Annotated in this window: 12 protein-coding genes and 1 pseudogene; 10 read left to right on the forward strand and 3 right to left on the reverse strand. The window is 70.2% G+C overall.

Annotation, left to right across the window (positions count from 1 at the left end; all coding sequences use genetic code 11):
• Positions 1-22 precede the first annotated feature (22 nt).
• The gene (locus ABZT06_RS29380) at positions 23-466 is read right to left on the reverse strand and encodes a metallopeptidase family protein (RefSeq protein WP_355747365.1); all 444 of its coding nucleotides are present in this window, start codon (positions 464-466) and stop codon (positions 23-25) included.
• Between the two features lie 356 nt (positions 467-822).
• Between ABZT06_RS29380 and ABZT06_RS29385 the strand changes: the two genes are divergently transcribed.
• From ABZT06_RS29385 to ABZT06_RS29415, 7 genes and pseudogenes are all read left to right on the forward strand, one after another.
• On the forward strand, positions 823-1,194 hold the full coding sequence (locus ABZT06_RS29385) for a DUF3499 domain-containing protein (RefSeq protein ID WP_355747280.1): 372 nt from the start codon (positions 823-825) through the stop codon (positions 1,192-1,194).
• Positions 1,195-1,204: 10 nt separating this feature from the next.
• Positions 1,205-2,256 (forward strand): annotated as a pseudogene (locus tag ABZT06_RS29390) (L-lactate permease); the annotation flags it as partial.
• 142 nt (positions 2,257-2,398) lie between these two features.
• Complete coding sequence (locus ABZT06_RS29395; RefSeq protein WP_355747283.1) at positions 2,399-3,766, forward strand: phosphomannomutase/phosphoglucomutase; 1,368 nt, start codon at positions 2,399-2,401, stop codon at positions 3,764-3,766.
• A 181-nt stretch (positions 3,767-3,947) separates the two neighbouring features.
• The gene (locus ABZT06_RS29400) at positions 3,948-4,118 is read left to right on the forward strand and encodes a Trm112 family protein (RefSeq protein WP_109005418.1); all 171 of its coding nucleotides are present in this window, start codon (positions 3,948-3,950) and stop codon (positions 4,116-4,118) included.
• A gap of 191 nt (positions 4,119-4,309) precedes the next feature.
• Positions 4,310-5,437 carry an SIS domain-containing protein gene (locus ABZT06_RS29405; protein WP_355747287.1) on the forward strand — a complete coding sequence of 376 codons (1,128 nt, stop codon included), beginning with the start codon at positions 4,310-4,312 and terminating at the stop codon, positions 5,435-5,437.
• 45 nt (positions 5,438-5,482) lie between these two features.
• Positions 5,483-6,634, forward strand: a complete 1,152-nt coding sequence (gene manA, locus ABZT06_RS29410) for a mannose-6-phosphate isomerase, class I (RefSeq protein ID WP_355747290.1) — start codon at positions 5,483-5,485, stop codon at positions 6,632-6,634.
• Between the two features lie 144 nt (positions 6,635-6,778).
• On the forward strand, positions 6,779-7,759 hold the full coding sequence (locus ABZT06_RS29415) for a cation diffusion facilitator family transporter (RefSeq protein WP_355747293.1): 981 nt from the start codon (positions 6,779-6,781) through the stop codon (positions 7,757-7,759).
• 61 nt (positions 7,760-7,820) lie between these two features.
• Here the strand turns inward: ABZT06_RS29415 and ABZT06_RS29420 are convergent, their stop codons facing one another.
• Positions 7,821-10,088 (reverse strand): fructose-specific PTS transporter subunit EIIC, encoded by a 2,268-nt coding sequence (locus tag ABZT06_RS29420; protein ID WP_355747296.1) that lies wholly within the window; start codon positions 10,086-10,088, stop codon positions 7,821-7,823.
• 492 nt (positions 10,089-10,580) lie between these two features.
• Between ABZT06_RS29420 and ahcY the strand changes: the two genes are divergently transcribed.
• Positions 10,581-12,038, forward strand: a complete 1,458-nt coding sequence (ahcY, locus tag ABZT06_RS29425) for an adenosylhomocysteinase (protein WP_355747299.1) — start codon at positions 10,581-10,583, stop codon at positions 12,036-12,038.
• A gap of 149 nt (positions 12,039-12,187) precedes the next feature.
• Positions 12,188-12,817 carry a hypothetical protein gene (locus ABZT06_RS29430; protein ID WP_355747301.1) on the forward strand — a complete coding sequence of 210 codons (630 nt, stop codon included), beginning with the start codon at positions 12,188-12,190 and terminating at the stop codon, positions 12,815-12,817.
• 64 nt (positions 12,818-12,881) lie between these two features.
• Here the strand turns inward: ABZT06_RS29430 and ABZT06_RS29435 are convergent, their stop codons facing one another.
• Complete coding sequence (locus ABZT06_RS29435) at positions 12,882-13,838, reverse strand: RDD family protein (RefSeq protein WP_355747303.1); 957 nt, start codon at positions 13,836-13,838, stop codon at positions 12,882-12,884.
• A gap of 129 nt (positions 13,839-13,967) precedes the next feature.
• Between ABZT06_RS29435 and ABZT06_RS29440 the strand changes: the two genes are divergently transcribed.
• On the forward strand, positions 13,968-14,975 hold the full coding sequence (locus tag ABZT06_RS29440) for a stage II sporulation protein M (RefSeq protein WP_355747305.1): 1,008 nt from the start codon (positions 13,968-13,970) through the stop codon (positions 14,973-14,975).
• The last annotated feature ends 394 nt before the right edge of the window (positions 14,976-15,369 follow it).

The raw sequence follows: 15,369 nt of genomic DNA on the forward strand, positions 1-15,369 counted from the left end.
CCCGGGGCGATCCGCGGGCGGTTCAGTCCTCGCCGTACCGCGGATCGACCGTCTCGGGAGTGAGTCCCAGCAGCTCGGCCACCTGCTCCACGACGATCTCGTGCACCAGCGCCGCCCGCTCGTCGCGCCCCTTGGTGCGGATCTCCACCGGTCGCCGGTAGACGACCACGCGCGCGGGGCGTCCCTCACGCGCGGGAATCGTCCCGCCGAGCGGCACCGCCTCGTCGTTCCAGGACTGTCCGTCCAGCCGGGGCACCTCCAGGACGAGGAAATCGATGTCGGCGAGCTGCGGCCAGCGACGCTCCAGGCGCTCGACAGAGTCCTGCACCAGGTCCGCGAACGCCTCGGCCCGGCTCGCGGCGAGCGGCACCTGCGGCGGGGCGATCGGGCCGCGCATGCCTCGTCCGTGACGATCACGGCGGCGGGGCCCGGGGCCGGTGGCGCGGGGCGGTACGGGGTTCTCCATCACTGGTGAAGGGTAATCCTCGCCGCCCTCCCGCGCCTCGCTTCCACGCGCTCCCCCGGACATGGCCCGAAACGACGTACGACCGCCTCGTACGGCATGTCGGCAGTCGACCCTTCCAGCCAAGGTTGGACTCGATTCCGTATCTCTCCGGGACCGTCGATATCGAGTCAACTGACCTGGTTTGTGCCGAGTGGTGACCGGACTCAAGCCTGTTCGGCCCCTCGAAAACGCCCGTCCGCGCAGGTCATGGCGGTGTGACCGGAGTGGTGTGTGGGGCGTTTCACAGCACGACACGGTGGGGTGACCTGGGGCAGAGTCGTCGCGGCCCGCTCAAGAGTGCGGTACCGTCCAACATCGTGAGCCCTGTACGTCGCTGTTCGCGCACCGCTTGCGGCCGTCCCGCCGTCGCGACGCTGACGTACGTCTACGCCGACTCGACCGCGGTCCTCGGCCCGCTCGCCACCTACGCCGAACCCCACTGCTACGACCTGTGCGCCGAGCACTCCGAGCGCCTCACCGCCCCGCGCGGCTGGGAGGTCGTCCGGCTCCTCGACGCCTCGGCCCCGGCCCGGCCCAGCGGGGACGATCTGGAAGCGCTTGCCAACGCCGTGCGCGAGGCGGCCCGTCCGCAGGAGCGTGCCGCGGAGGCCGGCGGGGCCCGGCGGGCCGACCCGATGGAGGTCGCACGCCGAGGCCACCTCCGGGTACTGCGCTCACCGGACAACTGAGCCGCGTCCGCTGGGTGACGCACCGCACGCCCATCGGCGGTCGCTCGGGCTGTCCGCCCTCGTCGCGGCCCTGCCCCTCGTGATCGTCCTCGTCCTGCTCGGCGGCGTCCGCATGAAGGCGCACCTGGCAGGCCTCACCGGCCTCCTGGCTCGCCTACGGCATCGGCCCAGACCGTCTCCAGCGTCGCCCAGGGGCCGTCTTCGGCCTCTCCCCATCCTGTGGATCGTCGTCAACGTCCTGTGGGTGTACCGGATGCCCGTCCGCACCCGGCACTTCGACATCCTGAGCCGCTCCTGCTTCGGCGCACTCCTGAGGCCCTCGCCGGGTTCGGCGCCCCGGTCGCGATCTGCTCGGTCATGCTCGTCGCTCTCGGCTTCGACCCGGTACGCGCGGGCGGTCGTCGCGCCGGTCGCCAACACGGCGCCGGTCGCCTTCGGCGCCAGGGGCACACCCGTCGTGACACTCGCTCAGGTCACCGGGCCGCCGCAGGACGACGTGGCGTCCGTGGTGGGCCGTCAAAGGCCCTTGCCGGCCCTCGTGGTGCCCCTGGTGCTGGTCTTCCTGGCGTTCCTGGTCGACGGCAGGCAGGGCCTGCTTGAGACCTGGGTACCCGCGCTGGTCTGCGGAACCGCCTTCGCCGTAGCCCAGTTCGCGGCCTTCCACCACCTCGCCGCCCAACTGGCCGACATCGGCGCCGCCTTGGCCGGGGAGAACGTCGGCGAGCCCGACGGCGATCCGGTCGGCGGCACCGTCTTCACCTGGCCGGTCGTCTCCACCGGCGGCACCCTCGTGCTGCTCGCAGGGATTCTCATGGCGATCGTCCTCGGCGTACACGCGCGTGTGGCCCTTCGCGAACGGGCGGCGACCTCCATGAGTTGAGGTTCGCCATCCTGACCGTGACGTCCGTACCGGCGCTCGCGTACGTCATGTACCTCTCCGTCCAGGCCGCCGCCATCGGCCACTTCGTCGCGGCCGTGGGCGCCGGGCCGGCCTTCCTGTCGCCGGTCCTGGGCTGGTTCGGAGTGGCCGTCTCCGGCTCGGACACCTCCGCCAACGCGCTCTGATGACCTCGCCGCAGAACCTCACCATCGCCTGCCCTGACGCTCTGACCTGAGATAACGGCTGGGCGTCCACTCTGCTCTCGCACTACGGCTGTCAGCGCGTACGGGTAGTTTGTGGTGACCGACAGGACTTTCAGAAGGGTTGGCCGTGGCTGATCTGTCACAGCTCGTGAAGGCGTACGACGTGCGCGGAGTCGTTCCCGACCAGTGGGACGAGACGCTGGCCGAGCTCTTCGGCGCCGCCTTCGTCCAGGTGACCGGGGCGAGCGCCATCGTGACGGGTCACGACATGCGACCCACGTCCCCGGGCCTGTCGCGGGCCTTCGCGCGCGGAGCGGCCGCCCTCGGCGTGGACGTCACCGAGATCGGTCTGTGCTCGACCGACCAGCTGTACTACGCGTCCGGCGCGCTGAACCTGCCGGGCGCGATGTTCACGGCCTCCCACAACCCCGCCCAGTACAACGGCATCAAGATGTGCCGCGCGGGCGCGGCCCCGGTCGGCCAGGACACCGGCCTCGCCGAGATCCGCGAACTGGTCGAGCGGTGGAGCGAGACGGGCGCCCCGGAGCCGGCGGCCTCGACGGGAACGATCACTCAGCGGGACACGCTCGAGGACTACGCGGCCCACCTGCTCTCCCTCGTCGACCTGGCCTCCATCCGCCCCCTGAAGGTCGTCGTCGACGCGGGCAACGGCATGGGCGGCCACACCGTCCCCACCGTCTTCGCCGGACTGCCCCTGGACACCGTCCCGATGTACTTCGAGCTGGACGGCACCTTCCCCAACCACGAGGCGAACCCCCTCGACCCGGCCAACATCGTCGACCTCCAGAAGCGCGTCCGCGAGGAGGGAGCCGACCTCGGCATCGCCTTCGACGGCGACGCCGACCGCTGCTTCGTCGTCGACGAGCACGGCGACCCGGTCTCCCCGTCCGCCGTCACCGCCCTCGTGGCCTCCCGAGAGCTCGCCAGGCACGGCGGCAAGGGCACGGTCATCCACAACCTGATCACCTCCTGGTCGGTCCCGGAGGTCGTCGAGGAGAACGGCGGCACACCGGTACGCACACGCGTGGGCCACTCCTTCATCAAGGCCGAGATGGCGAGGACCGGCGCGATCTTCGGCGGCGAGCACTCCGCGCACTACTACTTCAAGGACTTCTGGAACGCCGACACGGGCATGTTGGCGGCCTTGCACGTCCTCGCCGCGCTGGGCGGCCAGGACGGCCCGCTGTCGTCCCTGGTGGCCCAGTACGACCGTTACGCCGGCTCCGGCGAGATCAACTCCACGGTCGCCGACCAGGCAGGCCGCCTGGCGGCCGTCAGGGCGGCCTACGAGGTCCGGGAGGGCGTACAGATCGACGAACTCGACGGCCTCACGATCACCACCCCCGACTGGTGGTTCAACGTCCGCCCCTCCAACACCGAACCCCTCCTGCGCCTGAACGCGGAGGCGAGGGACGAGGCGACGATGGCGAAGGTGCGGGACGAGGTACTGGCGATCATCAGGGCCTGATCCGGCTACGGCACGATCAGCCCCTGGGGGACAGGACGGGACGGGTAGGGGCGGCGGGGGCGCAAACCCCGACAGCACCCCCACCCGGACCTCGCCCCAACCCCCGCACCCAACTCTCCCCGGCGGTACCCTGACCAGGCACATCCGCACAACCAGCCCTACCGCCCCGAAGGGAACCCCCATGCCGCTCGAAGCCGGCCTCCTGGAGATCCTCGCCTGCCCGGCCTGCCACGCCCCCCTCAAGGAGCAGGACAGCGAGCTGATCTGCACCGGTCAGGACTGCGGCCTGGCATACCCCGTCCGCGACGGCATCCCGGTCCTCCTCGTCGACGAGGCCCGCCGCCCCGCGTAAGCGCCCCTCCGGCGTGGGCGGGACAGCGCCACAGCCGCAGTGAGCGACAACGACACAGCGACCCACAGCGACCACCGGTGTCCCGGACCCGCGCGACCGACGACCCGGCGAAGCGACAATCCGGTGTCCCGGAGACCCGCCGAAGCACCATCCGGCGTCCCGGAGACCCGGCGATCGGAGGCTGCCGCCCCATGCTCGACGAATCGCTGCTAGACACCCCCGAGGCCCTCTCGGAGGCCGACCGCCGAGGCCTGCTCCGCGGCGCCGCGGAGGCCGGCGCCCGCGTCCGTACGGCAGCCCGGCACGCCGCCGAGGCGGGGGTCAACGACCTCAAGCCCGACGGCCGCCCGCGCGCGGTCCTCATCGCGGGCCCCGGCGCCGCCGCCACCCACGTCGCCGACCTCCTCGGCACCCTCGCCGGCGCCGGCAGTCCCGTCACCCGCCTCGCCCCCACCGGCGTCGCACCCGCCGCCGGCGCCCTGCGCTGGGAACTACCCGGCTGGGCCGGCTCGGTCGACCTCCTCCTGATCGCCACCCCCGACGGCACCGAACCGGGCCTGTCCCTGCTCGCCGACCAGGCCTACCGCCGCGGCTGCACGGTGGTCGCCGTGGCCCCCGGCCACACCCCGCTCTCCGAGGCGGTCGAGGGCGCCCACGGCCTCTTCGTGCCCATGGCGACCGCCCCGTACGAGCAGGACACACCCCTCACTGCATCCGCCCCCGGCGTCCTGTGGGCCCTGCTCACCCCGCTCCTCGCGATCCTCGACCGCACCGGCCTGCTCACCGCCCCGCCCGACACCCTCGAGAAGATCGCCGGCCGTCTCGACCAGATCGCCGAGCGCTGCGGCCCCGCCATCGCGACCTACAGCAACCCGGCCAAGACCCTGGCCGCCGAACTCGCCGACGCGCTCCCGGTGATCTGGACCGAGGGCACCTCCGCGGGCCCCGCGGGCCGTCGTTTCGCCGCGGCCCTCGCCGAGCTCTCCGGCCGCCCGTCCGTGGTCTCCGAACTGCCCGAGGCCCTCGCCGCGCACAGCACGCTGCTCGCCGGACCGCTGGCCGCCAGCGCCGACCCCGACGACTTCTTCCGCGACCGCGTCGAGGAACCTCCCGCGCTGCACGCACGCGTGGTGCTCCTTCGCGACCGTCCGATCGGCGGCCTCAGCGCCGCCCCGTCCGCCCGCGAGCTGGCCCTGAGCCACGACACGCCCATCAGCGAGCTGGAACCGGAGTCCGGCGGCGAGATCGAGACCCTCGCGGAACTGATCGCCGTCACGGATTTCGCCGCCGTTTACCTGGCGCTCGCCTCAGGGGCCTGACGTTGTCAGGGACGCCTTGATCGCCGTACGTACAGAAAGAGCCTGATGGACCGCCTCGACAACACCGTCCGCCCCTACGCCTGGGGTTCCACCACCGCCATCCCCGAACTCCTCGGCGTCCGGCCGACCGGTGAGCCGCAGGCGGAGATGTGGATGGGTGCCCACCCCGGAGCCCCCTCACGCACCGGCCGGGGCACGCTGGTCGAGGTCATCGACGCGGATCCGGCGAAGGAGCTCGGCGCCGAGGCGGTCGCCAAGTTCGGCCCCCGCCTGCCCTTCCTGCTCAAGATCCTCGCCGCGGGCGCCCCGCTCTCCCTCCAGGTACACCCCGACCTCGCCCAGGCGAAAGAGGGCTACGACGACGAGGAGCGCCGCGGCATCCCCGTGGACGCCGGCCACCGCAACTACAAGGACGCCAACCACAAGCCCGAACTGATCTGCGCCCTCACCGAGTTCGACGGCCTGTGCGGCTTCCGCGAACCCGCGCGCGCGGCCGAACTGCTCGACGCGCTCGGCGTCGACTCCCTCAAGCCGTACGTCGACCTCCTGCACGCCCGCCCCGAGGAGGCGGCCCTGCGGGAGGTTCTGACGGCCGTCCTGAGCGCCGACCGCGCGGAGATGGCCCACACGGTCACCGAGGCCGCGGCCGCCTGCGCCCGCCTCGGCGGTGACCACGCCCCCTACGCCGACATCGCCCACCACTACCCGGGCGACCCGGGCGTCATCGCCGCGATGCTGCTCAACCACGTCCGCCTGCAGCCCGGTGAGGCCCTGTTCCTCGGCGCCGGCCTCCCGCACGCCTACCTGAGCGGCCTGGGCGTCGAGATCATGGCCAACTCCGACAACGTCCTGCGCTGCGGCCTGACCCCCAAGCACGTCGACGTCCCCGAACTCCTGCGCATCGTCCGCTTCGAGGCCGCCGATCCGGGCGTGCTCCGCCCCGAGGCGTCCCCCGACGGCGAGGAGGTCTACGAGACCCCGATCGACGAGTTCCGGCTGTCCCGGTATGTCCTCCCCGAGGGTGCCGCCATCCACGACCTGACCCGCCCGACCCCACAGATCCTGCTCTGCACGGCAGGTTCCGTGCGAGTCGGGGAACACGAACTGAGCCCCGGCCAGTCGGTGTTCGTACCGGCGGGCGAGAAGGCCGAGGTGTCCGGCAGCGGCACGGTCTTCCGGGCGACCGTGATCGTGTGACCGGGACGTGTGATCGTATGACCGGTCCTGTGGACGGCTGAGACGCCGTCGCCGGGGGAGGCTGCAAGAATGGCCCCCCGGCAAAGGACGGGCAAAGGCCTGGACGGCGTAGAGGCATTTGAGGCGAAGGGACAACGCGACCAGATGAGCGCGTCAGGCGGAACCAGGGCGATCGTGGCGGCACTCGGCGCCAACCTCGCGATCGCGGCATCGAAGTTCGTGGCGTTCGCGTTCAGCGGCTCGTCCTCGATGCTCGCCGAGGGCGTGCACTCGCTCGCCGACTCAGGAAACCAGTTCCTGCTGCTGCTCGGCGGCAAGAAGGCCCAGCGCGCGGCCACCCCGCAACACCCCTTCGGCTACGGCCGCGAGCGCTACATCTACGCCTTCCTGGTCTCCATCGTCCTCTTCTCGGTCGGCGGCATGTTCGCCGTCTACGAGGGCTACGAGAAGATCAAGCACCCGCACGAGATCGAGCACTGGTACTGGCCGGTGGGCGTCCTCGCCTTCGCGATCATCGCCGAGGGCTTCTCCTTCCGGACGGCCATCAAGGAGTCCAACCCGCTGCGCGGCAACCTCTCCTGGAAGGAGTTCGTGCGCCGCGCCAAGGCACCCGAGCTCCCCGTCGTCCTCCTGGAGGACTTCGGTGCCCTCGTCGGCCTGGTCCTCGCCCTCGGCGGCGTCGGCCTGGCCCTGCTCACCGATGACGGCGTCTGGGACGGCATCGGCACCCTCTGCATCGGCATCCTGCTCATCCTGATCGCCCTCGTCCTGGCGGTGGAGACCAAGTCCCTGCTGCTCGGCGAGTCCGCCGGCATCGAGGCGGTCCGGAAGATCGAGGCCGCGATCGTCGACGGCGACACCGTCACCGGCATCATCCACATGCGCACGCTCCACCTCGGCCCCGAGGAACTGCTCGTCGCCGCCAAGATCGCCGTCCAGCACGACGACACGGCCGGTGAGGTCGCCTCCGCGATCAACGCCGCCGAGTCCCGCATCCGCGAGGCCGTCCCCATCGCCCGCGTCATCTACCTCGAACCGGACATCTACAGCGAGGCCGAAGCCCTCAAGGGCCCCGACCGAGAGGCGACGCCCGGGGGACCGGCGCCGCATCCCGCCGAGCACTGATCACCGGCTCCACAGCGGCTGTACGGGCCCGCGTCCCCTCGCATGGGCGCGGGCCCTTCGCTCACCTGATCTCGCTCAGCACGTCCAGCACGGCCCTCTCGTCCGGCGCCTCGATGAGCCGCTCCCGGAACCCGGGGTCCATCAGCTGCCGCGACAACAGGGCCAGGATGCGCAGGTGTTCGTCGCCCGCGGCCGCCTCCGGCACGGAGATCATGAAGACCAGCCTCGCCTTCGTACCGTCCAGCGAGCCCCACTCGACGCCCTCGGCGGACCGGGCGAACCCGACGACGGGCGCGGTCACCGCATCCGTCTTGGCGTGTGGGATCGCTATCTCCTCCCCGAGCCCGGTGGTCCCCTGCTCCTCCCGCCGCAGGGCGGTGGCGACCAGCTCGTCCACGTCCGCCACCTTGCCGGTCCGGGTGAGCATTTCCGCCATCTCCCGGATGGCCGCCTCCTTGTCCCGGGAGTCGAGGGCGACCTTCACGGTCTGCTCGGTGAGGTAGCCGGAGAGGACTTCGTGGTCGGGTTCGGCCGGGAGGTCGAGGTCGTCGTCCTCGGTCACGGGGGCGCCGTCGGCGTCGGCACCGGTCTTGGCGGCCACATCGGCTCGGGTGCCGAATTGGGCCTCCGAACCGGCACCGGCTTGGGCGTCCGAACCGAGAACGGCATCGGCATCGGGATCCGAGGTTTTCTGACCCCCCGCCGGTGCCGCCTCGGTGGCGGGCGCGCTCGACGAGGCGACGACCCGCTGCGCCACCACGGCACCAACAGCCCCACCGGCCGCCGCACCGGTGCCCACCCCGACCAGCGCGGGCTCGAGCGGCCCGGCCACACCGCGCCCACCCGCGCCCGGCCCGGCCACCGGAGACGCCGCGCCCTTGCCCTTGCGCTCACTGATGTCGACGAGCGTGACCGTCGTCAGCGCGGTGACTGCCGTGCCGATCAGCACGGCCACGAAGAACACCGGCACCCCGCTCACCGCACCCAGCACCGCCACGATCGGTCCCCCGTGCGGCACCGCGTCCTCGACCCCGGCGGCACCGGCGACCGCACCGGCCACCGCGCCGCCCAGCATGTTGGCCGGGATGACCTGCGCGGGCCGCGCCGCCGCGAACGGGATCGCGCCCTCGGAGATGCCGAAGCAGCCCATGAACAGCGCGGCCAGTCCGGTCTCCCGCTCCTGCTCGGTGTAGAGCCGCTTCCGTATCAACGTGGCCAGACCCTGCCCCAGCGGCATGACCGGGATCGCGACCGCGCACATGCCCATGACCGTCTGGTTGCCGGTCGCGATCAGCCCTGTGCCGAACAGGAACGCCGTCTTGTTGACCGGCCCGCCCATGTCGAACGCGATCATGAGTCCCAGAATCGCGCCCAGCAGGATCGCACTGGTGCCGGTCATCCCGCTGAGCCAGTCGGTGAGGTGCTTGAACACCCAGGAGATCGGCTTCCCGATGACGTAGATGAAGAACAGCCCGAGCGCCGTGGTCGCCACGATCGGGATCACGATGATCGGCATGATGGGCTGTACGAACTTCGGGACCTTGACCTTCTTGATCCACAGCACCAGATACCCGGCGAGGAACCCGGTCACGATCGCCCCGATGAATCCGGCGCCCGCCTTGGAGTCGTACAGCGAACCCTGGTTCGCGATCCAGCCACCGATCATGCCGGGGACGAGGGCGGGGCGGTCGGCGATGGCGTAAGCGATGTAGCCGGACAGGATCGGGATCATCAGCTGGAATCCGATGACACCGATCTGATTGACGTCGGCCCAGAAGGTGCCCTCGGGGATCACATAGCCCTTGGCTGTCGCATCGCCTCCGAGCGCGAGCGAGACGGCGATCAGGAGACCGCCTACGACGACGAACGGGATCATGTACGAGACGCCGTTCATCAGCGCCTTGTAGACGATGCTCCGCTGCTTGCCGCCGTCGCCCGACTCGGCCGCTGCCGGCCCGCTGTCGGCCGTGTGCACCGGCGCCGACCGCACCCGCTCGATCAACCGCTCAGGATGGCGAATTCCCTCCGCCACCCCCACGGTCAGGACCCGCTTGCCCACGAAACGGCTCAGGTCCACGTCCTTGTCCGCGGCGACGATGATGCCGTCCGCGGTGCTGACATCGTTGTCATCGAGAACGTTCTCAGCCCCGATCGATCCCTGGGTCTCCACCTTCATGTCGATGCCACGGCTCGCGGCGGCCTGCGCGAGCTTCTCCGCGGCCATGTACGTGTGGGCGATGCCGGTCGGGCACGCGGTCACCGCCAGCAGCCTCACCCGCTGCTGCTCGCTGTCGCCGCCCGTGGGGGGAGGTCCGGCCGGACTGGTCACGTCGATCTCCTAACGCCGTTGTCACGCGAAAGCGCCGTCCCGGGCGCCCCGCAAGATCGATCAGAGGTGCCGATCTCTTCGCATCCTTCCTCACCTGCCCAGGCCGCCCAAGGAGCAAAAGTCCCCGGATGACCTGGTCTGTTGTCGCCTGTTCCCTGGTTCGTAGGCATGTTGTCACCGCCGCCCGGGCACCCTGGCAGGACAACTGACGGCACCCCGCCGGCATCCCGGCCGGCCGCCCCGGATCGGCCTGATGTATTCGGAGGCGGACTGGGGTGCCCCGGCCGACCGGTGTAGCTTGGGACGGAGCCAGACGTCGCTGCTGATGGCGGTCGGGCGGTCCCACCGCGGACCGACCGAGGGAGAGAGGGCCTCCGACGGACTGCGCTGCGTGCACCGGGCATGCCTGTGTCCTCTTCGGTCACTTCTGTGTCCGCCGCCGCGCAGACCAGCCGTACCCAACCTCGCCCCAACCCCGAGGAGTAGCTCGTAATGACGACTGTCGACAACCGACAGGACTTCAAGGTCGCCGACCTCTCCCTGGCCGAGTTCGGCCGCAAGGAGATCACTCTCGCCGAGCACGAGATGCCCGGCCTGATGGCGATCCGCAAGGAGTTCGCAGCCACTCAGCCGCTGGCCGGCGCGCGAATCATGGGCTCGCTGCACATGACCGTGCAGACCGCCGTCCTGATCGAGACCCTGGTCGCCCTGGGCGCCGAGGTCCGCTGGGTGTCCTGCAACATCTTCTCGACCCAGGACCACGCGGCCGCAGCCGTCGCTGTCGGTCCGAACGGCACGCCCGACAACCCCCAGGGCATCCCGGTCTTCGCCTGGAAGGGCGAGACCCTGGAGGAATACTGGTGGTGCACGGAGCAGGCTCTGACCTGGCCGAACACGCCCACCGGCGGCCCGAACATGATCCTGGACGACGGCGGTGACGCCACCCTCCTGGTCCACAAGGGCGTCGAGTACGAGAAGGCCGGCAAGGTCCCCTCGGTCGACACCGCCGAGAACGAGGAGCACCGGGTCATCCTGGAGCTCCTCAACCGCACCATCACCGACGGCTCCCAGAAGTGGACCCAGCTCGCCTCGGAGATCCGCGGCGTGACCGAGGAGACCACGACCGGCGTCCACCGTCTGTACGAGATGCACCGCGACGGCACCCTCCTGTTCCCGGCGATCAACGTCAACGACGCGGTCACCAAGTCGAAGTTCGACAACAAGTACGGCTGCCGCCACTCCCTGATCGACGGCATCAACCGCGCCACCGACGTCCTCATCGGCGGCAAGACCGCGGTCGTCTGCGGCTACGGCGACGTCGGCAAGGGCTGCGCGGAGTCCCTGCGCGGCCAGGGCGCCCGCGTCATCGTCACCGAGATCGACCCGATCTGCGCCCTGCAGGCGGCGATGGACGGCTACCAGGTCACGACGCTGGACGAGGTCGTCGACAAGGCCGACATCTTCATCACCACGACCGGCAACAAGGACATCATCATGGCCTCGGACATGGCCAAGATGAAGCACCAGGCGATCGTCGGCAACATCGGCCACTTCGACAACGAGATCGACATGGCCGGCCTCGCCCAGATTCCCGGCATCGTCAAGGACGAGGTCAAGCCGCAGGTCCACACCTGGAAGTTCCCCGACGGCAAGGTCCTGATCGTCCTCTCCGAGGGCCGCCTGCTGAACCTGGGCAACGCCACCGGCCACCCGTCGTTCGTGATGTCCAACTCCTTCGCGGACCAGACCCTGGCCCAGATCGAGCTGTTCACCAAGCCCGACGAGTACCCGACCGACGTCTACGTGCTGCCCAAGCACCTCGACGAGAAGGTCGCCCGCCTCCACCTGGACGCGCTCGGCGTGAAGCTGACCCAGCTGCGCCCGGAGCAGGCGTCGTACATCGGCGTCGAGGTCGACGGCCCGTACAAGCCGGACCACTACCGCTACTGAGCCGTACGGCACAGCAGTAGTCCCTCCGAGGCAGGCCCCCGCACCCCCGTGTCGGGGGCCTGCCCCTTTGGCCCAGTGACCCTTCTTCTGTCTTGCTCCCTCGCCGTGTGACCGTCAGGCAGGACAGCCCGTCAGAACCCAGGACCCCCATGCCCCGCGGCCGTTATTCGCTCCACGATCCGCACGATCACACCCCCCTCGCGGAAGAACACTTCCAGTGCGCCCCCGGCCCGTCCGGCTGGCGCTACGTCTCTCAACTGACCACCCCCGCGGGCGATCACAGCGGCTCGGTCGACCTCACCCTCGACGAACTCGGCCGCCCCATCCGCCTGGAACTGCACGCCGGGAGCTGGCAGGTGCGCGGCGCCGCACTGGACGGCGTCACCTGGGTCCGCACGGACCCCACCGGCACTCATGCCACGGAAGGCAATGTCCCCGCCCACGCCTTCACCGGCACATCCCCCGCGTTCTTCGTCGCCACCACCCGTCTCCTGCGCCTCACCCCCTCCGCATCAGCGACTCGCGTACGCCTCGTGGCCTTCACGGACCCCGTGCTCGCCCCGCGCACCGTGGACCAGTCCTGGACCTTGCTGAAAAGAGAAGCACACGGCACTGACAACGGGCCTCTGACAGTGGAGGAGTACCAGGTCACAGCCCTGGACACGGGAGAGCAGCACACCGTGCACATCGCCGGGGACGTGGTCCTGTCAGCCCCCGGCATCGAGCTGGAGGACCTCGAATCACCACCGTCGAGATTCCCTGGAACGCCTCTCGATTGAACCGGCCTTCAGCGGATGCTCGCTCCGCCACCTGACACGAGCGGGGAGGCGGACGGCTGCGGGATCACGCCGGAGGAACGAACCCGGAAGCGGGCCTGCCCTCCGACGGAACGCCAGGACGTTCAACGACCGGGGCCGCCTCGACGCCGTACGAGACAGACGGCTGCGGAGAGGATGGGGCAGTGGGCCGTACCCCCGGGTACGAGTAACCGCTCTGCGCCCCTACCGCAGGGCCGGGCCAGACGGCAGGAGGTGCCCCGGCGGCCGCTGTGCCGCTGCCGAAGGCCCGCCGGGACTCGCGGGCCTGCCGCTCCTGAACCACCGCCGCCAGGAACGCGCCCGGCGGCACATCCCGCGGCGCCGGAGCCCCCGTACGCGCCGCGAGATCGGCCGCCAACCGCTCGGCCATGGCCGAGCCGACCTGCGGATCAAGTTGGTGCATCCGCGTCAGGTACTGACGGACGGCAAGCCACAGGCCATCGGGAACCGCAGACAGGTCGAGTTCGGAGAAACGGCCGGCCAGCCAGGGCGGAGGCGGCGGCACGAAGCCGCTGGGCGCCACGGGAATCCGCTCCCGCACGACCAGCGTCCCCGCGAACACGTCACCGAGCCGACGCCCACGCGCCGAGACGAGCGAGGCGATACAGGCCACGACCCCGAACGTCATCAGAATCTCGACCACACCGATCGCACCCCGCACCAGCGCATGCCGGAACCGGATGGGCCCGCCGTCGTCCCGCACCACGCGAAGCCCCACGGCGAGTTTCCCCAGCGACCGACCGTGGCTCAGCGTCTCGACCGCGATCGGCCCGCCCACCAGGACGAGCAGGAACGCGGCGATCGACAGCGCCGTCTGGGCCGCGTCGTCCAAAGAAGCGGAAGCGGCCACGACCGCGACGGTCACGGCGATGAACACGACCACGGCCACGATCAGGTCGATCAGTACGGACAACGCCCTGCTGGGCAGCCTCGCAGGGCGCAACTCAAGCGCCACCGCCTCGCCCGTCACCAGCTCACTCACGCCCGCCGCCCTTCCCTGACCTGCCTCGTGAACAGTCAGTCTGCCAAGCTGAGGGCGCATCGCGCCGCAGTACGACAAGCTGACATCCACGACGGACCGCCGACGATCAGCCGAGGAGCAGGCAAACCGATGGACCTCGACGTCTTCGTCACCGCCCACCGAGCCGAGTGGGACCGCCTAGACGCCCTGCTCCGGCGCCAGCGCCGTCTCAACGGCGCCGAGACGGACGAACTCGTCACCCTCTATCAGCGCACCGCCACGCACCTCTCCCTGATCCAGTCCAGCGCTCCCGACCCACAGCTCACCGGCCGGCTCAGCCAACTCGTGGCACGCGCGCGTAGTGCCGTCACAGGAACCCGCCGCGCTTCTTGGCGCGACGTCACACGCTTCCTCGCATACGGCTTCCCCGCCGCCGTCTACCGATCGCGCCACTGGTGGGTGCCCACCGCGCTGCTGTCCACGGCCGTCGGGGCCCTCCTGGGCTGGTGGATAGGCACCCATCCCGAGGTGCAGTCCTCCATAGCGGCCCCCAGCGAACTGCGCGAGCTCACCCGCCCCGGCGGCCAGTACGAGACGTATTACTCGAGCCATCCCGCGGCGTCCTTCGCCGCCCAGGTCTGGACGAACAACGCCCAGGCCGCTGCCATGTGCTTGGTCCTGGGAATCTTTCTGGGTCTCCCGGTCCTCTGGATCCTGTTCCAGAACATGCTCAACCTCGGTGTCGGTGTCGGCCTGATGTCCTCGGCCGGCCGCCTGGACACCTTCCTCGGCCTTGTGCTCCCGCACGGCCTCCTGGAACTCACCGCGGTCTTCGTCGCCGCCGGCACGGGACTGCGTCTGGGCTGGACCTTGATCGATCCGGGCCCCCGCTCCCGCCGCACCGCACTGGCAGAGGAGGGCCGAGCCGCCGTCGGCATGGCCATAGGCCTCGCCCTGGTCCTGTTCGTGTCCGGCGCCATAGAAGGGTTCGTCACCCCCTCGGGCCTGCCCACCTGGGCCCGCATCACCATCGGGATCGTCGCCGAGCTGGCCTTCCTCGCCTACGTCTTCGTCCTGGGCGGACGAGCGGCCCGCGCGGGGGCCACGGGCGACGTCGAGGCGGCCGAACGCAGCGCAACGGTGCCGACCGCCGCCTGATGTGCGTGGGACCGGACTGAACTGCTACTGTCTCCTTCGCCCCACAGGAGCCGTTGACACGGACCGCGTGGGGAGGTAGATTCGAACAGTTGCCTGGAGCTGGGTTCATCCCGCTCGGTAGCAGTGAGTGTCTGTCTGCTTCTGGAAGTCTTTGATTTCAAAGAAGCCCCTTCCCGATTAATCGGAAACAGATGACCGGTCAGTCCGGTCCGAAAGTTCTGATAAAGTCGGGAGCGCCGGAAAGGGAAACGCGAGAGCGGGAACCTGGAAAGCACCGAGGAAATCGGAACCGGAAACGGTCTGATAGAGTCGGAAACGCAAGACCGAAGGGAAAAGCCCGGAGGAAAGCCCGAGAGGGTGAGTACAAAGGAAGCGTCCGTTCCTTGAGAACTCA

This window comes from Streptomyces sp. NPDC005483, assembly GCF_040606035.1.
Classification (GTDB): domain Bacteria; phylum Actinomycetota; class Actinomycetes; order Streptomycetales; family Streptomycetaceae; genus Streptomyces.

Coding starts and splice junctions, on each gene's coding strand:
- ABZT06_RS29415 (WP_355747293.1), top strand. CDS start 6,779: ATGAGCGCGTCAGGCGGAACCAGGGCGATCGTGGCGGCACTCGGCGCC.
- ABZT06_RS29400 (WP_109005418.1), top strand. CDS start 3,948: ATGCCGCTCGAAGCCGGCCTCCTGGAGATCCTCGCCTGCCCGGCCTGC.
- manA (WP_355747290.1), top strand. CDS start 5,483: ATGGACCGCCTCGACAACACCGTCCGCCCCTACGCCTGGGGTTCCACC.
- ABZT06_RS29440 (WP_355747305.1), top strand. CDS start 13,968: ATGGACCTCGACGTCTTCGTCACCGCCCACCGAGCCGAGTGGGACCGC.
- ABZT06_RS29405 (WP_355747287.1), top strand. CDS start 4,310: ATGCTCGACGAATCGCTGCTAGACACCCCCGAGGCCCTCTCGGAGGCC.
- ABZT06_RS29430 (WP_355747301.1), top strand. CDS start 12,188: ATGCCCCGCGGCCGTTATTCGCTCCACGATCCGCACGATCACACCCCC.
- ahcY (WP_355747299.1), top strand. CDS start 10,581: ATGACGACTGTCGACAACCGACAGGACTTCAAGGTCGCCGACCTCTCC.
- ABZT06_RS29380 (WP_355747365.1), bottom strand. CDS start 466: ATGGAGAACCCCGTACCGCCCCGCGCCACCGGCCCCGGGCCCCGCCGC.